We start from the raw sequence: 21,356 nt of genomic DNA on the forward strand, positions 1-21,356 counted from the left end.
TACCGTAGCCGTACGCTTTATCCCTTCTGCGTGGCGATCCAGCGCTGGATCTTGTCCTGCAAGATATCCAGCGGCACCGAGCCGTCCTTGAGTACTTCGGTGTGGAAGGCGCGGACATCGAAGCGTGGGCCCAGCTCGCGCTGCGCCTGCTCGCGCAATTGCGCAATCTTCATCTCGCCCACCTTGTAGGCCAGCGCCTGGCCGGGGATGGCCATGTAGCGGTCGACCTCGGCTTCGGCATCGGCACGGCTCATGGCGGAGTTGTCCACCATGTAGTCGATGGCCTGGCTACGCGTCCAGCCCTTGCTGTGCAGGCCGGTGTCGGTGACCAGGCGAATCGAGCGCCACAAGGCGTTCTGCAGATAGCCGTAGTAGTTGTAGGGGTCGTCATACAGCCCTAGCTCGCGGCCAAGCGATTCGGCATACAGGCCCCAGCCTTCGATGTAGGCGGTCTCACCGCCCAGGCGGCGGAACTTGGGCAGGTCGGTCAACTGCTGCTGCAACCCCAGCTGGTAGTGGTGGCCGGGCACCGCTTCGTGCAGGTACAGGCTCTCGGCCTCCCAGGTCTTGCGTGAAGGCAGGTCCGAGGTGTTGACGTAGAAGATGCCCGGCGTGCTGCCGTCGCCGCTTGGGCGCATGTACGAGCCGCTGGCGGCCGATTGCGCACGCTGCGGTTCCACCGCACGAACTTCCAGCGCCGGCATGCCCTGGGTGTTGAACAGCCGCGGCACCGCCAGCTGCACGCGGCCCTGCAGGCTGCGGTACGTGCCCAGCAACTCGGTGTCGCTGCGGAAGCCGAAGCGCCGGTCGGTCTGCATGAACTTGTAGAACTTGGGCAGGTTGCCGCGGAATTTGACCTGTTTGGCCACTGCCTGGATTTCTCCCTGCAGGCGAGCGACCTCATCCAGGCCGATCTGATGCACCTGTTCCGGGGTCAAATCCGTGGTGGTGCTCTGGCGTACGTCATAGGCGTACCACGCCGCGCCATTGGGCAATGCCGCCAGTCCATCGCTATCGCGGCAGGCGGGCAGGTATTCGGTGGCGATGAAGCCGCGCAACGCGCGGTAGGCCGGCATGATGCGCACTTCGATCATGCGCTTGTACTCGGCAGTGATGCGCTGCTTGTCGGCCTCGGGCATGTCGGCGGGCAGGTTGCGCACCGGCCCCCAGAACAGGCTGTCTTCGGCATTGCGCGCGATGATCGCGTCCAGCTGCGGCAGCACCTTCTGCATCAGCACCTTGGGCTGCACCACGCCGGCCTGCATGCCGGCACGCATGTTGGCGATGGCCTGCTCGAACAGGTCGGGAATGCCGAGCGCACGCCGCGACCAGTTGTCGTAATCCTTGACCGTCTTGAACGGCTGCGCGCCGGTGCCCGAGCCCAGCACCACCGCAATGCTGGCGATGTTGTAGAACTGGTTGATCGGCAGCATCCAGCTGGGAAACTGCTCGGCGGCCAGTGCGCTGCGCGCATCGCGCACGAAGATCTGGTAACTGAGCAGGTCCTGCCCACTCAGCCCATCGGGCCCCAGCGCCTCGGCCTTGCCCAGCCACAGTACGGTGAAATCGTGCGATTGCTGGCGGAATGCCGGCGACAGGAAGTTCGGCAACTGGTCGTTGTAGCGGCTCTCGCCCTGGAAGGTGGCCTGCAGCGGGTTGAGCTTGAGCGAGGCGTCCCAGTATTGGTCGTACAGCAGGTTGAGCTGCTGCGCCTTGGTCAGCACCACCGGCGCGGCCACCGTGCGTGGCCTGACCTTGGCGGCCTTGCTGCCCTTGCCCTTGGTGCTTTTGGCTGCCGGCTTGGCGGTCTTCTTGCCTTTGCTCGCCTTCGCGCGCGTTTGCGTGGTCTGTGCCTTGGCGGTCTTCTTCTTGGCCGCATCGGCCGGCGCCGCCAGCGACAGGCTCACGAGGGCGGCCATGGCCAGGGACAGCAGGCGGGAAAAGCTGAGGGGCATTACCGGCTCCGGAAACAAGCGAGCGGGGAGCTTGCCCGATCCGCACGGTTACGGCCACCCATTGGGGGCATACCGCCTATCGGCAATTCATGCGGCGCATGGGCGCGGTGCTGCGCCTGGGGTGATGTGGTGCGCTGCGACATGACCGGCAAGGCTGCGTCCAAGTCACACCGCGGTGGGCTGGCTCGCAGCGCTGCGATCAGGACCACTGGCGGCCAGACGTTGCCGCCGCAACCCATTGCGTTGCGATGACCCTGGCTGGGAGACAGCCCGGCTCAGTCGGCAGCGGCTTCTTCGCGCAGCTGCTCGGCACGCTCGGCGCCTAGGTACGCGGTGATGCCGCGGCGTGCCAGATACAGCAGCGGGATCAGCAAGATCGCAAAGCCCATCTTGTAGATGTAGTTGAGCGTGCTCACCGCCAGGAACTGGTCGATCGACCAATGCTGCGGGCCGAGCACGAAGGCGATATAGATCACCACGAAGCTGTCCACCACCTGCGAGACCGCAGTGGAGCCGGTGGCGCGCAGCCACACGTGTTTTTCGCCAGTGACGCGACGGATGCGGTGAAACACCGAGACATCGATCAACTGGCTGAACAGGAATGCCACCAGCGAGCCGCCGATGGTCCACAGCCCTTGTCCGAACACTGCCGCAAATGCGGCCTGGTAATCGGGCACCCCCTGGCTCTGCGCCGCAGTGACCCACCAGCCCGCCGGCGCCAGCGCAATGGCCGCGAAGGCGAACACGAAGCCATAGCCGATCAGCACCACCGCCACCCACGAGATGAAACGCACCCCGCGGCTGCCGAAGAACTCGTTGATGGTGTCGGTCATGATGAACACGATCGGCCACAGCAAGGTGCCGGCGGTGAAGCTGAGCGAGCCGCGCTGGCCGAACAGATTCCAGTTCAGTGGCGCAATGCCGAGCGTGTCTTCCAACGCGAAGATCTTGACGCCAATGAACTCGGCCAGCGCCGCGTTGACGCAGAAGAAGGCCGCCAGTGCGATGAACAGGCGGACCGCACGATCGTCGAGGGTGCGCACATGGGACATGGTGTCAGCGATCCGCAGTCCGGGTGAAGGGAACCGATTCGGGCGCCACGGCGCCACCGGAAATGATGAAGCTCATTGCCTGATCCACGCTCCAGTCGGTGGGCGTGAGCAGTTCCACCGGCACGATTTCCAGGTAGCCGGAGGTGGGGTTGGGCGTGGTGGGCACGTAGACCGCGGCCAGCTCGCGGCCGGTGCCCTGTTCCTTGATCACGCGGGTGACCAGGCCCACCGATTTCATGTCGCGATGTGGGAAATCGATCAGCACCACGCGCTGGGTGCTGCCGGGCTGGGTCTGCAAAATGTCCAGCAGCTTGCGCGCGCTGTCGTAGACCACGCTGGCCAGCGGAATGCGCCGCATGATGGCCTCGAACCAGCGCAGCAAGCGCTGGCCGATCACGCGCCGGCTCAGGATCCCGACGAACAGGATGACTGCCACCGTGGCGATCAACGCGATGGTGTTCTGCACCCACAGCGCCTTGAACCAGCCCAGGTAATCGGGGAACGAGGCAGCGATGCGTTCGGACAGCGGCACCACCCACGGGCTGCTGATGCCCGAAAGCAGCGAGAAAACGAACTTCACCACCACCCAGGTCAACCAGACCGGCAGCAAGGTGAGCAACCCGGTCAGAAAGACCCGTTGCAGGGAAGGGCGGACGTGGGGAGTGGGGGATTCGGACATCGCCATAGTGTAGGCATTCGGCCACGCTCGGTGGAGCTGGGGGCGGGGTTTGGCAGCAGGCATTCGCGATTGGCAAGAGTGTTTCGCGTGCCGCGATCCGCTGCAATCCCATGATTCCTGTACTCACCTCGACACAGACCTGGCGGCACCCGCAGCCCAGCGGCAGCGGGCAACCCGTACGGCTCGTACAGCCCTCCTGCCGTTGGCAACCATGGCGCGCAGTGCGGATGAAGGGTGGGGCGACGTCTGCCAGCACCCGGATTCTTTCAACCACTTACCGAGACCACCGCCCATCGCCAGCGCGCGGTGTCGTTGCCCAACGTTGCGCGGGCCGCCAGACACACGGTTGCCGATGGCCTGTAGCCCCAAGGCACGCGATGCGTCTATGCCCATCGCAGGCCTGCGCAGATGGCACTAAGATGCGCAGCTCCCAGGGATGGATCTTTCGCACGTGCTCGCCAAATTTCTCAAAGCCGCCTTGCTCGGTGTCTGCATCCTGATCGCCGCGGTGCTGTCGCTGTATACGGTCTCCAGGCATTGGCCGATTCCCGAATCGCAGCGTGAGGCGTTGGCGCAGCTGCGCCAGCCGCTTCCACCGTTGCGCGGGAGCAACATGTTCGGGGCGCTGTGGTCGTTGTCGTACGCGATTCCCGAGGCGCAGCGCGAGACAGTGCTGGCGCAAGACCTCGCGCGATTCAATCGGTTGCCGGAGCATGCGGCATTCCAAAGCGCCGCTGCAGGCTATCGGCGCTTGCCAGGTTGGCCATCCGGCGCGCCTGCGCTATGCATGGCCAGCGCTGGCGGATGCTTGCAGCGCGTGCGCGAACAACCGCAGGCCTATGCCGCTGCGCTGGCCGCACAGGCACCGATGCTGGCGCGGATGCGGGCGTTGGCGCAACACGCCGACTACCGCAGCCCGTTCCGTCCACGCGCCGATACGCCGTTGCCCGAACTGCCGCGCATGTCCTTGTCGATGACGGCCAGCGCCTTGGACTTTGTCCAGGGGCGCACCACCCAGGCCTTGTCCGGTGTCTGCACCGATGCGCAGGTGGCCCGTGTCCTGATGCGCAGTAGCGACAATCTGGCGATCACGATGATCGGCGCGGCGATGTTGCGCGGCAATGCGCACCTGTTTGCCGACATGCTGGCCGAATTGCCGGCGCAGCATCCGCTGCCCGCGCAATGCGCCGCTGCCTTTGCGCCGCTGCCGGTGGATGAGATCGCGCTGTGTCACGCATTGCACGGTGAATCGCGGATGGTGTTTGCGATGCTGCAGGAGGATGCGTTGACGCAAGGCAGCCAATCGTCCTGGCAAGACCGCTTCCCGTTACGGTTGCTGGACGACGAACGCACCCAGGCCTTGCTAGCGCCCACCTTTACCTGGGCCTGCAGCGCGCCGGTGCGGACCTTGCTGGCGCAGGATCGGCCGGTTCCGCAAACGCTGATCCCGCTGCCCCAGACCGCATCGGTGGCCTGCATCGCCAATGCAACCGGGTGTTTGCTGGCGAGCGTGTCGCATCCGGACTACGTCAACTATCAGCACAAGATGCAGGACACCGCCGCTGCATTGCGCGCGCTGTCGGCGCTGCAGTGGTTGCGCGACCATCCTGCGCCGACAACGCCGCTGGCGCAGCGGATCGCCGCGCTACCGCCTGCGTTGCGTGGACAGGTGCGCCCGCTAGGCGCCGGAAACGACGGCAAGAGTCTGACGCTTCGGCAGTACGCACGACCGGAGGGCGTGGCGGGCAATGATCGCTGGCCGTTGCCAGGCAGTGCGATCGCGGCCACACAGGCAGCCTCAGCGGCTCACTAAAACAAGACGCCTTCTGCGCTGCCAGGCGCAGCTCGCAGCGCTGGTGCAGGCGGTCTGCGCTTGCATGCGCAATGCTTGCATCCGCAGCGGCTGCCTGACGACCACCGACGAACAGCCGTTAAAACGGATCGAGCAGTCGCCAGGTGAGCTCGGAGGCGCGCATGTATTACCGTGCGTGCAATGCCGATGCGAAGCATCGGCCACGCTGCCTGGCATCTACGCAGTGGTGCGTTGGTTGCCTGAAGCGGCCGGAGTTTAGGACGACCTTACGCCTTGAATACAGCGCGCGCGTCTGTGTCTGCCTTGTTCGCTGTCATCGGCATGCCCGCACGTAAAAAACAACATGCCGCGTCCTTGGGACGCGGCATGTGATGATGCCACTGCCTATTGGGGATGCATGGCGCACCCAACGGCTGTGGTCAGAAGCGGAAGTTCAACCAGCCCATCACAAAGGTCGAATCGCCGTAGCCGGCCTTCTCCAACGCCGGCCCGGCCATCAGATGTTCGGCGCGGAAGGTCACCGACCAGTTCGGGTCGATGTTCCAGGTGGCGTTGATGCGCGGCATGGTGCCGATGCGGCGCTCGCCGGTGTTCTGGGTGCGTGCGTAGGCGCGTGCCTGGTTGTTGTAGATCGCATCGCTGGTGGTCTGGCGCCACAGCGTTTCCCACTCCAGGTTCACGGTGAGCTTGGAGGTCGGCGAGAACGTCAACGTCGGTGCAGCCGTGACCAGGTTTACCGGGCCGAAGAACGTGGCCCAGCTGAAGTAGATCGTGTTGCCGTACAGGAAGTTGTTGTTGCGCAACGTGCCGGTGCCGGAGGTGCCGCCGCCACCAGAGGCGATTTCGCTATGGAAGCCCAGGCGCGGCTTCCAGCCCGATTCGCTCAACGACCAGGCATTGGAGGTACTGGCCATGTAGGCGCGCAGGTCGCGTCCACCGAAGCTGCCGCGCTGCACGGTCACGAACGAATCGGTGCGCAGCTTGCCCACATTGCCCCACAGGCGCAGGCCGTAGTAATTGCGGTTTTCTTCCGCGGTCTGGCGTCCCCACACCTGGTTGTCGTTGCGGAACTGATAGAAGAACGGCTCCAGGTACATCGGCTTGGCAGTCGCCAGGCGGTAGCCACCGACCACGCCGCGGAAGTGCCGCGAGCGGTCGATGCGATCATCGCCGAGGCCTTCGGTGCCATCGATGTTGAAATTGAAATCGAACAGGTCAACACGTGTCCTGTCGCCAATTGCCCAGGCGCGCGCGCCGTTGAAGGTCACGAAGATATCGGTGTTGTCGCGCAGCGCCATCAGCGTGGTCGGGCCATCGACGAACACCTGGCGGCCGACGCGCAAGCCGGTGTCGGCGCTGCCGATCCGGCCTTTCACGTCGAAGAACACCTGCTGCAGGATCGCGTTGTTTTCCTGGGTGCCGGTCTTGGTGCCTTCGTTGCGCCCGTCCAGGCTGCCATGCGCCAATTCCGTGTACAGACGGAAGTGCTCGCCTACATGGAAGTCGGCGCCGAAGAAGGCGCGCAGCAGATATTGCTGCTGAGAATGGCTGCCGGGAATCAGGCCCGGATTGGTGATGGTATTGCTGCGCACGCGCAACTCGTTGCTGAGCGACACGTACACATCGCCGTCGTCGTTGAGCGGAATGTACTTGAGCGGATCGAACGGACTCTTGCGCTTGGACGGGTCCTTCAGATACGACCAGTCTTCGGCCCAGCGCACCTGCCACATGTTGCCGCCTTGTTTGGCACCCCAACCCTGCGCTTCGAGCGGATAGCCCTTGGCGGTTGCCGGTGCGGCGGTGACCGGCGCTTTGGCCGGCTCGGCGACCGCCTGCTCGGCATTGGTCGGCGCCGGCTGTACCTGCGCCAGGCCAAGGCCCGGCAGCGCCAACCCGATCGCAAGGCACAGGCGCCGTGTGGCACCAAAGGAAGTATCAGCCATGGCCGGCTGCGCCAAGCGTGTCATTTGCATCGTATTCCCCGTCGAAAGTGAAAACCCCTAGGCGAAAGGTATCGGCAGGGGGGACACCGACTGTAGTAAAGCCGTGCCAGAAAGGCAGTAACCCAAAGGTTCTAAGCTCATGAACGCACTGGGTTTACGCAGGCGGGCGCTAGCGGGGCGGGGAGTCGGGATTCGGTATTGGGGATTCGCAACGGCGGCGCTGCGTTTTGCGGTGGAGTTCGCTGCGATGCTGACAATTACTCACACAAGCTGGCGACCACGCCTTTGTTCTTGCTTTCGCGAATCTCCAATCCCGACTCCCCAATCCCGCCCGTGACTACCGGCACATTCACTATAGCTAGGTTCTACATAGCATTACCTTCAACCTAGCGGAGATGGCCGATGAGCGAGCCGGATATCCACCTACGCAAATTTCAGAAGGAACTGAGTGCGGGCACCGTGTCGTTGGCCTTGCTGGCCGTCCTGGCGCAGGCCGATGCACCGCTGTACGGCTACCTCATCGCCAAGCGGCTCGAGCGTCTGGAGGGCGTGCTTAGCGGCAAGCAGAGTGCCCTGTACCCGGTGCTGCGCAATCTGGAGGGGGCCGGGTTGCTGCACAGCCATGTCGAACCCTCGGCCTCCGGGCCGCCGCGGCGGTATTACCGCATCACCGACAGCGGGCGTGACTGCCTGCGCGACTGGACCGCCGCCTGGCGTGCCACCCGAGATTCCGTTGATTCCGTGCTGGAGGGGACCCACTCATGAACACAATTGCACAGGCACACCCGTTGCCGACCACCATTGGCGATTATCTGCTGCAGCTGCGCCAGGCGCTGTCCGGGGCAGATCCGGCAATGATCCAGGACGCGCTGTACGACGCCGAAGAGTATCTGCGTTCCGAACTGGCAGAACAGCAAGGCAAGAGCGAGGCCGAGGTCATTGCCGGCGTGGCCAGCAGCTACGGCGCCCCGGAGGAAGTGGCAGAGATCTACCGCGAAACCGAAGTGACCGTGGCACGCGCACTGCGCCCCCCGGTGCCACCGCAGCGGGCATCGTGGATCGGCACGTTCTTCGGTGTGGCTGCCGACCCGCGCACCTATGGCGCATTGTTCTACATGCTGCTGTCACTGCTCACCGGGGTGTTCTATTTCACCTGGGTCGTGACCGGCGCCAGCCTGTCGGTGGGGATGCTGATCCTGATCATCGGCGTGCCGCTGCTGGTGTTGTTCTTCGGCTCGGTGCGGGTGTTGTCGCTGGTGGAAGGCCGCGTGGTCGAGACGTTGCTGGGCGTGCGCATGCCGCGTCGCCCCCAACACCCGGGCCTGCAAGGCGGTTGGCTGCAGCGCATCGGCGCGATGTTCACCGACGCGCGGACCTGGAGCACGATGCTGTACTTCCTGCTGATGCTGCCGCTGGGCATTGTGTATTTCACCGTGTTTTGCACGCTGCTATCGCTGTCGTTGGGCCTGGCCGCTTCACCGATCGCGGCGTTGTTCGACCAGGTCGCCGTGCTGACGTGGGATGGCCTGGACATCACCAGCGCCTGGCTGACGCTGCCGTTGTTCGCGGTGGGCGTGCTGTTGTTGTTCGTTACGCTGCATCTGGCACGCGCGTTCGGCAAGCTGCACGGCATGTTCGCCAAGCAACTGCTGGTCAGGAGCGGAGAGGCGGCTGCGTGATGCGCCTTGCCTAGATGTCAGCGTGCGCAGGTCGATGGTGGTACTTGCCGCTGGCATGACGCGCTGTGGCGGTTGCACGCAGATCAAGATGAAAATCCCCGGCATTGCCGGGGATTTTCTTGGGTACCTCAGGCGCGTTTGCCGCGCTTGCGGATCGGGGTCACGGTGGCCAGGTCGCGGCTACCGACCGGATCCGCATCGTAGCGCGCGATGAATTCGCGCACCTGCGGATACACCACCTCGCGCCAGCGGCGGCCGCTGAAAATGCCGTAGTGACCGGCGCCTTCCACGACCAGGTGACGACGATGCGCCGCATCGATGCCGGTGCACAGATCGTGCACCGCCTCGGTCTGGCCGAGGCCGGCGATGTCGTCCAGTTCGCCTTCGATGCTCAGCAGCGCGGTATTGCGGATCGCCGATGGCTTGACCAGTTGGCCGTCCACTTTCCACTTGCCCTGGGGCAGCAAAAACTCCTGAAACACCACGCGGATGGTGTCCAGGTAATACTCGGCCGGCATGTCGAGCACGGCGTTGTATTCGTCGTAGAACTGCCGGTGCGCTTGCGCATCCTGCAGGTCGCCCTTGACCAGGTCGGTGTAGAAATCCCAGTGCGACATCACGTGCCGGTTGGGGTTCATCGACAGGAAGCCGGCGTGCTGCAGGAAGCCCGGATACACCTGGCGGCCATGGCCCGGATACGGGAACGGCACCGTGTGGATCAGGTTGTTCTGGAACCACTCGATGCCGTTTTCCGTGGCCAGGTTGTTGACCTGGGTGGGGCTACGACGCGCATCGATCGGACCGCCCATCATCACCAGCGAGCGCGGGGTGGGCTCGTCGTTGCTGGCCATCAGCGACACTGCCGCCAGCACCGGCACGGTGGGCTGGCACACGCTCACCACATGCAGGCGCTCGGCGCCGATGTGGCGGATGAACTCCTGGATGTAGGTGATGTAGTCCTCGAGCCGGAACGCGCCGGCCTCCAGCGGCACCATGCGCGCATCCACCCAATCGGTCACGTAGACCTTGTGGTTGCGCAGCAGGGTGCGCACGGTGTCGCGCAGCAACGTGGCGTGGTGGCCGGACAACGGCGCAACCACCAGCACGGCGGGCTGCTCCTTCATCTTGCCGATCAGTTCGACGTGGTCGCTGAAACGCTTGAAGCGCAGTAACCGGCAGAACGGCTTGCTCAGCACTTCGCGTTCGATGATCGGCAGCGAATGGCCGTCGACCTCGACATCGTCGAGCGCCCAGGCCGGCTTTTCGTATTCCTTGCCCAGACGATGGAACAGCTCGTTGCTGGCGGCCATACGCTCGGCGCCCGGGAGCGAGGCCCACAGGCTGTCGGGGTCGGAAAACATCTTGGCGTTCGCCTGGGCCTGATGCACCCAGGGGGCTAGCAGATTGCGGGTCAGCTCATGCAGTTGATAAAGCATTCCACCCATCCGTGCGGTTTTGCTGCCGCGCAGCATACCGGTTTTGGCGCATTTGCACCTTAATGGGGCTGCGGACGGTTGAGGCTGTCACAGCGCTGTGGCAGCGATTTCTGGAAGGCGAGCGCCTTGACTGCGGGGCGCGACGACAGGCCTTGCGCACCACCTGACGCGTACCTTGAGCGCCCCGCCGCAAGCGCGGGCAGGGCGCGGAGCGGGGGAGAAGGTGCTGGGCGATCGACGCAGCGATGGCTCCAGGCGACGCGATACCCCCACGCGCTGCTCGCTGGCAGCCACCATCCCGCTCAGCCGCGCTCCAGCGCCGATGCCTGGTCAGCCAGCTGCGGCGACAGCCAGCAGTGCGACCCCAGCGCAGCGAAGCCCACGCTGGCGAAGCGCTTGCGATACCAGCGCGCCGGTCGCGCCTGGAAACCGTCGTGATCGCCCTCGAACGCATCTTCTTCGGCGAAGGCTTCCAGAAACGCCACGCCTGCGCACATCTCGGCCAATCCAGGCAGGCCCTGGTTGAATTCGCGGGTGGGCACGTAATGCAGCACGTCCGAGCAGATCAGCAAGTCCACCGGTGCGCACGGGCGCAACCAGGCGAAGTCGCCGAAGCGGGCGGGGTGGATCTGGCGGCTGCGGCCATAACGCTGCACCGCATAGGCGCTGCTGTCGAAACCCAGATAGCTCAGCTTCGGCCGCAACGCCAACAACGGCGCGCGCCACGCGGCCTCGCCGCAGCCGACGTCGAGCACGCTGCGGATCGGTCGTTCCAGGTAGTACTCGGCCTGTGCGACGGCGAGTGCGACCTTGCGTCGCAGGCGCGCGGGATCGGCCAGGCCGGCATCGCGATACCAGCGGCGGAAATAGTGGGCGTCGTATTGTTTGGAGGCGGACTGCTGCATGGGCTTGGCTGCTTTCGCGCGCGCGGATAGGTGAAAATGCGGGCCATCCTACGCGAGCCAGCGGAGCCAGCGCATGACCCTGTATTTGTGGATCAAGACCTTCCATCTGTTGTTCGTGATCGCCTGGATGGCCGCGGTGTTCTACCTGCCGCGCATTCTGGTCAACATCGCCGAAGCCGGCAGCGACACCGCGGTGCGCGCGCGCCTGGTGTTGATGGGGCGGCGGCTCTACACATTCGGCCACAGCATGCTCGGTCTGGCGCTGCTGCTGGGCGCGGTGCTATGGCAGGGCTACCGGGTCATTCCGGATTTCCCGACGATGGTCGCTGGCGGCTGGTTGCACGCCAAGCTGTTTGCCGTGGCCTTGATTCTGGCCCACTACATCGTGTCCGGCCGCTGGGTCAAAGGCGCCGAACAGGGGCGTGCAGTGCCCAGCGGGCGGGCGTTGCGCTGGTTCAATGAAGCACCGGTGATCCTGCTGGTCGGCGTGATCTGGCTGGTGCTGGCCAAGCCGTTCTGAGCGCATTGCGCACCGCATCTACGTACGCCCGACGGCTTCGGCGCGCAGGTGCCCACAGCTGCCACTGCTAAAAATGCGGGGCATTCCGGTGTCCCACCGCGAATGCCTGCGGTGCTTCATGATGGGACGGCCAGTGACGTCGCGATGTGCGCACCGGGGCAAGGGTCGATGAATCCGGCAGGCCGCGCTAGGGCGCATATGAATTCATGCGCCGGTCGGGTGTGGCTTGAGCAGCATCTCCAGATACCGTTTCTGGTGTCCGGCAAATCCCTTTTTGCCGTACAGCGCGTGAATTTTGCCGAAGGCAGCGCAGGCACGTGCCTCATCGCCGAGCTGCAGCATCGCCTCGCCTTCGGTCATCAGCACAAGATGATCGGTGTGGTCTGGGTCGTCGTACATCAGCGCCATCACCTCGATCCATCGATGCAAGTTTTCCTGATCGTGCAGGTCGGCGTAATCCTTGACGAAACTTGCAGACAGGCTTTGCGGGTAATAGTCCCAGTTCGCCTTGGGTTCGGGGATCAGCGCCCACGCCTGTAATCCCAGGGCGAGCGATTCCGCCAGGGCGCCGCTGCGAAACCGCTGTGTGGATTGCTCCAGCAGATGATCGATCTCGGCTTTCAGAACTGCCTCGATTTCAGGCTTCCTTTGCACGTTGATGGCCTTGATCAGGTGCCGAGCGATTCGTTGCCGAGCGATTCAATGCATGTGACCTGCAGCTGCGAGCGTCTTGTCGGCGGCCCTCAGGCGCTGGTGTCCAGCTCGCGCAGGCCCTTGCGTGCCAGGTCGACCCAGGCGCGTTGCTCGCGTTGGTAATGCTTGGGCGAGGCGGCGGCGTGACGCAGCACCTGTTCGTACACCGCCCTGGCCTGGTCATTGCGTGCGATGCGCTGCAGCAGTTGTGCATAGCGCACGCGCGCTTCTTCGCCCGGATAGCCTTGGGCCAGCGTTTCGTACTCGTGCAGCGCAGCCTCGGTGTCGCCGCTGCCTTCGACCGCGCGTGCATACAGCAGATGCCCGTCATGCGAGCGGAAGCTGGGATTGGCCGCGATCAAGGCATCCAGGGTCTGCCGCGTCTGCTGTGGCTGGCCCAGCCCGAACTGGGCCTTGGCCAGACCGAGCATCAGGTGCGGATCATCGCGATACAAGCCGCGCAACGCGCCCTGGTAATGCTCGGCGGCCCGGGCGTAATCGCCGCGCGCCAGCAAGGTCTCTGCGAGCTGGCGGCGATTTTCCGGAGTGTCGGCCACATCCAGTCGGCGCGAGGCATCGCGCTGTTCGCGTTGCGGATCCAGGGTGCTGCGCACGCGCTTGAGGCGACGGCGTGCATTGGGGTCGTTGCGCAGATCGGGGATGACCGCCACGCACACATAGACCAGCACCGCCAGCAGCGAAAACGCCAGCAGCAGGAAGATCCAGTACAGGGGCCGCCCGCTGCGCACGACGTGGACGCAGCAGGCGGCTTGCAGCAGCAGCGAGATCAGCAGGAGCGGAGACATGCGGGTGTGGCGTCCTTTCCATGGCCGCGCACTGGGCGCGGCCGGCCATCGTGCGAATCAATGCCCTTCGTAGGCACCATAGCTGCGCAGGCGCTCGTAGCGCTGCTGCAGCAACGCATCCACTGGAATCTTTTCCAGCGCGTCCAGCTCGTTGAGCAGCACCGCTTTCAGGCGCTTGCCCATCTGTTCGGGATTGCGATGCGCACCGCCGGTGGGTTCACGGATCACCTTGTCGACCAGGCCCAGGCCCTTCAGGCGCTTGGCGGTCAGGCCGAGCTGTTCGGCGGCGTCCTTGGCCTTGGCCGCGTCCTTCCACAGGATCGAGGCGCAGCCTTCCGGCGAAATCACCGAATAGGTGCCGTATTCCAGCATCAGGGTGCGGTCGCCCACACCGATGGCCAGCGCGCCGCCGGAGCCGCCTTCGCCGATGACGGTGCAGATCACCGGAATTTTCAGCTCGGCCATTTCCAGCAGGTTGCGCGCGATCGCCTCGCTCTGGCCGCGCTCTTCGGCGCCGATGCCAGGGTAGGCGCCGGGGGTGTCGATGAAGGTCAGCAGCGGCAGGCGGAAGCGCTCGGCCAGCTTCATCAGGCGCAAGGCCTTGCGGTAGCCCTCCGGGCGCGGCATGCCGAAGTTGCGCGCCACCTTGGTCTTGGTGTCGCGGCCCTTCTGGTGGCCGATGATCACCACCGGGCGCCCGTCGATGCGGCCCAGGCCACCGACGATGGCCTTGTCGTCGGCATAGGCGCGGTCGCCGGCCAACTCCTGGAATTCGTCGCAGATGGTGTCGATGTAGTCCAGCGTGTACGGGCGCTGCGGATGACGCGCCAGCTGCGAGACTTGCCAGGCCGACAGATCGCGGAAGATCTGCGCGGTGCGCACGCGCAGCTTGTCGCGCAGCGCCCGCACTTCGGTCTCCACGTTGACCGCAGGCCCGGTACTGGCCTTGCGCAGTTCCTGGATCTTTGCTTCCAGATCGGCGATGGGTTGCTCGAAGTCGAGGTAGTTAGGATTCATGCAATGGCGTCGTCAACGTAAGGCGGGGAGTGTAGCTGAAGCGGTGTGGCTGGCCCGTACGCAGCCGTGCGGTTGCATGGCCGGGATTGGGGATCCGGGATTCGCAAGAGCACTATCGCGGCTTCGACGTGCCAGTAGACTGCCGTTACAAATCCCCAATCCCCAATCTCCAATCCCCAATCCCGGCCCCTCACGCCCACGGCGGGCTGTACTTGATCTTCACCGTCCGCACCGCCGGGTCTGCGCGCAGGCCGTCCATCAGCTGCTGGTCGATGCGCACCGAGTGGTTGCCGTTGAGGTCGAGCATGCCGGCCACGCCGCCGCTGGGCGCGCGTAGCAGCAAGTCCAGGCGCAGGGGCGTCTTGCCGGGGCGGTGCTTGGCCAGCAGGGCGTCGATGCGCTTGAAGGCCTGCTTTTCGCGCAGGTCCAGGCGCAGCGACAGCCGCTGCGCGTGGTCGGCGCAGATCTGCTCGTAGTCCCAGCACTGACGGATGCGCAGGCTGTAGCCGCCGTTGAATTCGTCCTCGCGCAGGCCGCCCTTGACGATCAGGATGCGGTCGCGGGTGAGCAGGTGGCCGAATTCGGCCATCGCATCGGAAAACGCGCTGCATTCGACCCGGCCGCGGCCGTCTTCGAGCTGCACGAACACCTGGCTGTCGCCCTTGCGGCGTACGCCGACCACCTGGCCGGCCAGGATCGCGCTCACTTCCGGCCGCCAGGCGCGTTTTTCGCCATCGCCACCGCCCCCACCGCCGCCACGTTGTTGTGAGGCCAGGATCTTTTCCAGCGCACCCAGGTCGCAGCCAACCAGCTCGCGGACTTCTTCGCGGTGCGGGTCGAACGGGTGGCCGCTGAGATAGAAGCCCAGCGTTTCGCGCTCGCCGGTGAGCAGCTGGCCCAACGGCCATTCCTTGCTTTCGGGCAGGTCCAGGCGCATTGCCGGGGCGCTCGGGTCCGGCCCGCCGAACAGCGAGTTCTGCCCGGAGGCGCGTTCACGCGCCATCTGCTCGGTGGCCTTCATCACCTCGGGCAGCTGCAGCATCAGCGAGGCGCGGTTCTTGCCCAGCCCATCCATCGCGCCGGCATTGATCATCGCTTCCAGCGTGCGCCGGTTGAGCCTTGCGGTGCCCACGCGCGTGCAGAAATCCAGCAGCGTGGTGTAGGGGCCGCCGCGCTGGCGTTCTTCGACGATCGCCTCGCAGGCGCCCTGGCCGACGCCCTTGATCGCGCCCAGGCCGTACTGGATGGTGTCCGGGCTGGCGGCCTCGAACATGTACGCTGACTCGTTGACGCGCGGCGGCTTGACGGTGAGGCCGAGGTTGCGCACTTCATCGAGAAAGCCGACCACCTTGTCGGTGTTGTCCATGTCAGAGGACAGCGTGGCGGCCATGAATTCGGCCGGGTAATGCCGTTTCAGCCACGCAGTCTGGTAGCTGACCAACGCGTAGGCGGCGGCGTGCGACTTGTTGAAGCCGTAGCCGGCGAACTTCTCCATCAGGTCGAAGATTTCGTCGGCCTTGGCTGCGCTCACGCCGCCCTTGGCCGCACCTTCGCGGAAGATTTCGCGGTGCTTGGCCATTTCGGCCGGCACCTTCTTGCCCATCGCGCGACGCAGCAGGTCGGCGCCGCCCAGCGAATAGTCGCCGACGATCTGCGCCATCTGCATCACCTGCTCCTGATACACCATGATGCCGTAGGTGTCTTTCAGGATGACTTCGGTGCGCGGATCGGGGTAGACGATCTCCTGCTGGCCGTGCTTGCGCGCGTTGAAGTCCGGGATCAGGTCCATCGGGCCGGGACGGTACAGCGACACCAGCGCGATCAGGTCCTCGAAGCGGTCCGGGCGCGCGTCCTTGAGCAGGCGGCGCATGCCCGAGGATTCGAACTGGAACACCGCACCAGTATTGCCCGAGGCGAACACGCCCTTGTAGGTGGGCACGTCGTCGAGCGGAATGGCGGTGATGTCGACCGGGTCGATGCCGGCGCGCGCGTGGCGCACGTTGATCGCCTTGACCGCCCAATCGATGATGGTCAGCGTGCGCAGGCCGAGGAAGTCGAACTTCACCAGGCCCACCGCTTCGACGTCGTCCTTGTCGAACTGGGTCACCGGGTTCTTGCCGCGGCCATCTTCGTCGTGTTCGGCGAACAGCGGGCAGAACTCGGAGAGTGGATCGGGGGCGATCACCACGCCGCCGGCGTGCTTGCCGGCGTTGCGGGTGAGGTCTTCGAGCTGGCGCGCCAGGTCCATCAGGTCGCGCACGTCGTCTTCGACCTGGTAGCGCTGGATCAGGTCCGGCGAGGCCATCTCCGAGTCCTTGCCTTCGCCCATCGCGTCCTTGAGCGTGATGCCCAGGATGTTGGGGATCAGCTTGGCCACGCTGTCCACCAGCCCATACGAGAAGCCCAGCACGCGCCCGGCATCGCGCACCACCGCCTTGGCGGCCATGGTGCCGTAGGTGATGATCTGGCTGACGCGTTCGCGGCCGTATTTGCGCGCCACGTAGTCGATGACTTCGTCGCGGCGGTCCATGCAGAAGTCGATGTCGAAGTCGGGCATCGACACGCGCTCTGGATTCAAAAAGCGCTCGAACAGCAGGTTGTAGGGCAGTGGGTCCAGGTCGGTGATCTGCAGCGCCCAGGCCACCAGCGAGCCGGCACCGGAACCGCGGCCCGGGCCGATCGGAATGCCCTGGTTTTTGCCCCACTGGATAAAGTCGGCCACGATCAGGAAGTAGCCGGGAAAGCCCATCTTGATGATGGTGTCCAGCTCGAATTCGAGCCGGTCCACATAGTCCTGGCGGGTCTTGCCCGGCGCGATCGGGTTCTTTTCCAGGCGTGCGGCCAGACCCTGTCGCGACTGGCTGCGGATCCAGCTGTCCAGGGTCTCGTCTTCCGGCACCGGGTAGGCGGGCAGGAAGTAGGTGCCCAGGCGCATCTCGATGTTGCAGCGCTGCGCCAGCGCGTGGGTGTTGTCGATGGCGTCGGGGATGTCGGCGAACAGCGCCGCCATCTCCTCGCTGGACTTCATGTACTGCTGATCGCTGTACTCGCGCGGGCGCTTGGGGTCGTCGAGCACGCGGCCAGAGGAAATGCAGACGCGCGCTTCGTGCGCATTGAAGTCGCTGGCGTACAAAAAACGCACGTCGTTGCTGGCCACTACCGGCAGCCCGCGCACGCCCGCGGCGTGCAGGGCGAACTGGTTGAAGCGTTCTTCGCCCTCGCGCCCGGTGCGGGTCAGTTCCAGGTGCAGGCCATCGCCGAACACGCGCTGCCAGTCGGCCAGCTGTTGCTCGGCCAGGTCCGCGCGGCCCTCGTTGAACAGGCGCCCGGCCAGGCTGTCGCGGCCGGCCAGCGCAAACAGGTTGGCGTGCCCGGCCTGCAGCCATTCCGGATGGATCGCCACGCCGCCTTCGGGGCGGTGGCCTTCCATCCAGGCGCGGGTGAGCAGCCGCGACAGGCTCAGGTAGCCCTCGCGGTCGCGGCACAGCAGGGTCATGCGCCAGGGCGTCATGTCCGGGGTGGCGATCATCACATCGGCGCCGGCGATCGGCTTGATGCCCACGCCTTCGGCCGCCTTGTAGAACTTGACCAGCGCGAACAGGTTGTTGAGGTCGGTGACCGCCAGCGCGGGCATGTCGAGTTCGACTGCCCGGCTCAGCAGGTTGGCCTGCTTGGCCTTTTTCGGGTCAGCCTGATCCGGTTTCTCGGGCACACGGATGGTGGAATCCGCCAGCGAGAACTCGGTGTGGACGTGCAGATGGACGAAGCGGGAAGTGGACATGCGGGACCGGAATAATGCGCGGTCAGGGTACCGGCGGGGGCGGGGGCGAACAAGGCTTGACAGCTGGGGGCGGGACCTGGGGACCTGACAGGCTTGAGGAGCCGGGACCTGGCACCGGGGACCCGGGAAAGCAAAGCGGGAAGACGTGGCGGGACGCCACTCGTCGTTTCTTTGCTGTTGCTGTGCTGGTGCTTTTCCGGGTCCCGGGTCCCGACCTCTAAAGCGGCACCACCAACCGGCCCACCTGCAGCTGTTCCGGGTCCCGGGTCCCGGGCCCCGGGTTGCGGCCTTCCAGCGCCAGGCGCACCGGCGCAAAGCTGCGCCGGTGCTGGGGGCATGGCCCGTGGGTTTGCAACGCGGCCAGATGCACCGGCGTGCTGTAGCCCTTGTGCTGATCGAAGCGATATTCCGGGTGCCGCGTGTGCAGTTCGTGCATCAGCCGGTCGCGCGTCACCTTGGCCACGATCGAGGCGGCCATGATGGCGCGGTCCAGCGCGTCGCCACCGATCAATGCCTCGGCCGGGCAGGGCAGGCCTTTGGGCACACGGTTGCCATCGATGCGCGCGAACCCGGCCACATGCGCCACGCCTTCCACCGCGCGCCGCATGCCGAGCATAGTCGCCTGATAGATATTGATGCGGTCGATCTCTTCGCTGTGGATCAACACCACCGACCACGCCAGCGCCCGGTCGACGATGCGCGCATACAGCTGCTCGCGCCGCTCGGCCGTGAGCTGCTTGGAATCGTCCAGCCCATTGATGCGTGGTTTGCCGGGGTCGAACACCACGGCCGCCACGGCCACCGGACCGGCCAGCGGGCCGCGGCCAGCTTCGTCGACGCCGGCGATCAAACGCCGGGATTCGACATTCGGGATTTGGGATTGGTCAAACAAGGGCGACTGGCGCGCCTCAGCGTCGGCGCTATCGGCTTGGGTGCCTAAAGCAATGATTTTCATGCCTTCGCTCCTGCCGAATCCCCAATCCCGACCTCCGAATCCCTGCCTTCCAGCAGCCCGGCCACCGCATCCGCTGCCCGCGCCGACGCGTCGCGGCGCAACTGCGCATGCAGGGCCAGGTAGCGCGGTTGCAGGGCGGCGACCTTGTCGGGGTGTTTGAACCAGTCCAGCAGCGCCACGCACAGGCGCTCGGGGGTGCAGTCGTCCTGCATCAGTTCCGGCGCCAGGTCGTCATTGGCCAGGATATTGGGCAGGGCGTAGCGGTTGACCTTGAGCAGGCCCAGCAGCTTGACGATGCGGTAGGTGAGCGGTGCGACCTTGTAGCCCACCACCATCGGGCGCTTGACCAGCATCGCTTCCAGCGTGGCGGTGCCGGAGGCCAGCAGCACCACGTCGGCGGCCAGCATCGCAGTGCGTGCCTGGCCGTCGAGCAGGTGGGAGCGCATCACCGGCAGCGACGAGCGTGAGAGCTGCTCGGCCAGCAGTTGCTTGCAGCCCGGATTGGCGGCCGGTACCAGCACGTGCAGGTTGGGCAGGTGCTCGGACACCAGCCATGCGGCCTGGAAAAAGGTGTCGCCGAGCCGGCTGATTTCGCCGTGCCGGCTGCCCGGCAACACTGCCAGGACGGTGCTGGAGGCGGACAGGCCCAGCGTTGCGCGCGCCGCTGCGCGGTCGGCCTGGTAGGCGATATCGTCGGCCATCGGGTGGCCGACAAAACGGGCGTCCACGCCATGCCTGGCGTAGATCGGCGGTTCCATCGGAAACAGGCACAGCACCAGATCGGCGCTGACGCCGATTTTTTCGGCACGCTTCTCGCGCCACGCCCACACCGACGGGCTGACGTAGTGCACGGTCTTGATCTCGCGCTGCTTGAGCCAGCGTTCCACCGGGAGGTTGAAATCCGGCGCGTCGATGCCGATGAACACGTCCGGCTTCCACGCCAGCACCCGCTCGCGGAACGCGCTGCGCAGCTTGAGCAGGCGCGGCAAATGCCGCAGCACCTCGGTCAGGCCCATCACCGCCAGCTCGCTGGCATCGAACCAGGTCTGGCAACCGACCCCACGCATCGCATCGCCACCGATGCCGACGAATTCGGCATTCGGATAGCGCAGCCGCAGCTGCTCGATCAGTCCCGCGCCCAGGATGTCGCCAGAGGCCTCGCCAGCGATCAGCGCGATGCGGGGAGGGCGCGCATGCGCGCCGGGAATGGGGAGTGGGGAATGGGGAATCGGCAGCGCAGTCGGGTCGCTGCCGACCGACGCGCCGTTGCGCTGACCGTCCACGATTCCCGACTCCCGATTCCCGATTCCCTTCATCGTAACAACGGCCGTTCTGCCGCTTCGATGAACTCGAGCATGCCGCGCACATCCTCGCTGCTCTTGGCCTGTTCGGCCAGCTGCAGCTTGGCATCGGCCAGCGGCAGGCCGGCCACGTACAGCGTGCGGTAGGCGCGCTTGATCGCGGTGATGCGTTCGGCGTCGAAACCGCGACGCTTGAGCCCTTCGCTATTGATGCCGCGCGGACGCCCCAGCGAGTCGCTGCCCACCATGGTGAACGGCGGGACGTCGCCATTGGTCAGCGCGCCCATGCCCAGGAAGGCATGCGCGCCGATGCGGCAAAACTGATGCGCGCCGGCAAAGCCGCTGATGATTACGTAGTCGCCCACGGTGACGTGGCCGGCGAGCGTGGTGTTGTTGGAAAACACGCAGTGGTTGCCTACATGGCAGTCGTGCGCCACGTGCGTATAGGCCAGCATCCAGTTGTCGTTGCCGACCACGGTGACGCCGCCGCCGCCGCCGGTGCCGCGATTGATGGTGACGAATTCGCGGATCACGTTGCCGTCGCCGATCACCAGTTCGGTGCGCTCGCCAGCGTACTTCTTGTCCTGCGGTTCGCCGCCGATCGCGGCGTGGCCGATGAAGCGGTTGTTGCGACCGATCCGGGTCGGGCCGTGGATCGAGCAATGTGGCCCCACCTCGGTGCCCGCCCCGATCTGCACATCGGCGCCGATCAACGAGAAGGCGCCGACGCGGACGTCGTCTGCCAGCGTTGCCGATGGATCGATGACCGCCGTCGGATGAATCAAAGGTGTTGAATCGCGCATCGTGTCTTACTCCGAAAG

16 protein-coding genes and 1 pseudogene are annotated in these 21,356 nt (G+C 65.3%); 4 read left to right on the forward strand and 13 right to left on the reverse strand.

The features are described from left to right. Positions 1 to 17: 17 nt before the first annotated feature. The 3 genes from ACCQ15_RS06990 to ACCQ15_RS07000 form a co-directional block, all read right to left on the reverse strand. Positions 18 to 1,955 (reverse strand): DUF885 domain-containing protein, encoded by a 1,938-nt coding sequence (locus ACCQ15_RS06990; protein ID WP_008578259.1) that lies wholly within the window; start codon positions 1,953 to 1,955, stop codon positions 18 to 20. A 275-nt stretch (positions 1,956 to 2,230) separates the two neighbouring features. Beyond that, the gene (locus ACCQ15_RS06995; protein WP_008578260.1) at positions 2,231 to 3,007 is read right to left on the reverse strand and encodes a queuosine precursor transporter; all 777 of its coding nucleotides are present in this window, start codon (positions 3,005 to 3,007) and stop codon (positions 2,231 to 2,233) included. Positions 3,008 to 3,011: 4 nt separating this feature from the next. After that, on the reverse strand, positions 3,012 to 3,686 hold the full coding sequence (locus tag ACCQ15_RS07000) for a DUF502 domain-containing protein (protein ID WP_011050890.1): 675 nt from the start codon (positions 3,684 to 3,686) through the stop codon (positions 3,012 to 3,014). 436 nt (positions 3,687 to 4,122) lie between these two features. Between ACCQ15_RS07000 and ACCQ15_RS07005 the strand changes: the two genes are divergently transcribed. After that, positions 4,123 to 5,499, forward strand: coding sequence for a hypothetical protein (locus tag ACCQ15_RS07005; RefSeq protein ID WP_136733869.1), 1,377 nt, complete (start codon positions 4,123 to 4,125; stop codon positions 5,497 to 5,499). Between the two features lie 419 nt (positions 5,500 to 5,918). Here the strand turns inward: ACCQ15_RS07005 and ACCQ15_RS07010 are convergent, their stop codons facing one another. Next, positions 5,919 to 7,472: an alginate export family protein gene (locus tag ACCQ15_RS07010; RefSeq protein WP_008578263.1), complete on the reverse strand. Its 1,554-nt coding sequence runs from the start codon at positions 7,470 to 7,472 to the stop codon at positions 5,919 to 5,921. A gap of 372 nt (positions 7,473 to 7,844) precedes the next feature. On the opposite strand from ACCQ15_RS07010, the gene ACCQ15_RS07015 reads away from it, so the two are divergent. Then, positions 7,845 to 8,207, forward strand: a complete 363-nt coding sequence (locus ACCQ15_RS07015; protein WP_008578264.1) for a PadR family transcriptional regulator — start codon at positions 7,845 to 7,847, stop codon at positions 8,205 to 8,207. Further along, complete coding sequence (locus tag ACCQ15_RS07020) at positions 8,204 to 9,121, forward strand: sensor domain-containing protein (RefSeq protein WP_011346882.1); 918 nt, start codon at positions 8,204 to 8,206, stop codon at positions 9,119 to 9,121. Before ACCQ15_RS07015 ends, ACCQ15_RS07020 begins: the two co-directional genes overlap by 4 nt. 128 nt (positions 9,122 to 9,249) lie before the next feature. On the opposite strand, the gene ACCQ15_RS07025 is transcribed toward ACCQ15_RS07020, so the two are convergent. Beyond that, the gene (locus tag ACCQ15_RS07025; RefSeq protein ID WP_008578266.1) at positions 9,250 to 10,593 is read right to left on the reverse strand and encodes a polyhydroxyalkanoate depolymerase; all 1,344 of its coding nucleotides are present in this window, start codon (positions 10,591 to 10,593) and stop codon (positions 9,250 to 9,252) included. Between the two features lie 266 nt (positions 10,594 to 10,859). Then, a complete protein-coding gene (locus ACCQ15_RS07030) occupies positions 10,860 to 11,462 on the reverse strand; it encodes a methyltransferase (protein WP_031421839.1) in 603 nt (200 codons plus the stop codon). A 73-nt stretch (positions 11,463 to 11,535) separates the two neighbouring features. Between ACCQ15_RS07030 and ACCQ15_RS07035 the strand changes: the two genes are divergently transcribed. Next, entirely contained in the window at positions 11,536 to 11,982 is a 447-nt protein-coding gene (locus ACCQ15_RS07035; protein WP_008578268.1) for a HemJ family protein, read from the forward strand. Between the two features lie 204 nt (positions 11,983 to 12,186). Here ACCQ15_RS07035 and ACCQ15_RS07040 read toward each other — a convergent pair. The 7 genes and pseudogenes from ACCQ15_RS07040 to lpxA form a co-directional block, all read right to left on the reverse strand. Next, positions 12,187 to 12,701 (reverse strand): annotated as a pseudogene (locus ACCQ15_RS07040) (hypothetical protein). Positions 12,702 to 12,725: 24 nt separating this feature from the next. Beyond that, the gene (locus tag ACCQ15_RS07045; protein ID WP_218541693.1) at positions 12,726 to 13,481 is read right to left on the reverse strand and encodes a tetratricopeptide repeat protein; all 756 of its coding nucleotides are present in this window, start codon (positions 13,479 to 13,481) and stop codon (positions 12,726 to 12,728) included. A 57-nt stretch (positions 13,482 to 13,538) separates the two neighbouring features. Next, entirely contained in the window at positions 13,539 to 14,498 is a 960-nt protein-coding gene (locus tag ACCQ15_RS07050; protein WP_008578271.1) for an acetyl-CoA carboxylase carboxyltransferase subunit alpha, read from the reverse strand. 190 nt (positions 14,499 to 14,688) lie between these two features. Further along, complete coding sequence (gene dnaE / locus ACCQ15_RS07055) at positions 14,689 to 18,279, reverse strand: DNA polymerase III subunit alpha (RefSeq protein WP_218502186.1); 3,591 nt, start codon at positions 18,277 to 18,279, stop codon at positions 14,689 to 14,691. A gap of 217 nt (positions 18,280 to 18,496) precedes the next feature. Then, positions 18,497 to 19,234, reverse strand: coding sequence for a ribonuclease HII (gene rnhB / locus ACCQ15_RS07060; RefSeq protein ID WP_051876393.1), 738 nt, complete (start codon positions 19,232 to 19,234; stop codon positions 18,497 to 18,499). Continuing rightward, a complete protein-coding gene (gene lpxB / locus ACCQ15_RS07065; RefSeq protein ID WP_372381367.1) occupies positions 19,231 to 20,517 on the reverse strand; it encodes a lipid-A-disaccharide synthase in 1,287 nt (428 codons plus the stop codon). The genes rnhB and lpxB overlap by 4 nt, the downstream gene beginning before the upstream one ends. Before the next feature lie 29 nt (positions 20,518 to 20,546). Further along, positions 20,547 to 21,338 (reverse strand): acyl-ACP--UDP-N-acetylglucosamine O-acyltransferase, encoded by a 792-nt coding sequence (lpxA, locus tag ACCQ15_RS07070; protein WP_011346889.1) that lies wholly within the window; start codon positions 21,336 to 21,338, stop codon positions 20,547 to 20,549. Positions 21,339 to 21,356 lie beyond the last annotated feature (18 nt).

The sequence above is a fragment of the Xanthomonas sp. NCPPB 1754 genome, from assembly GCF_041475725.2.
GTDB classification, from domain to species: domain Bacteria; phylum Pseudomonadota; class Gammaproteobacteria; order Xanthomonadales; family Xanthomonadaceae; genus Xanthomonas; species Xanthomonas euvesicatoria.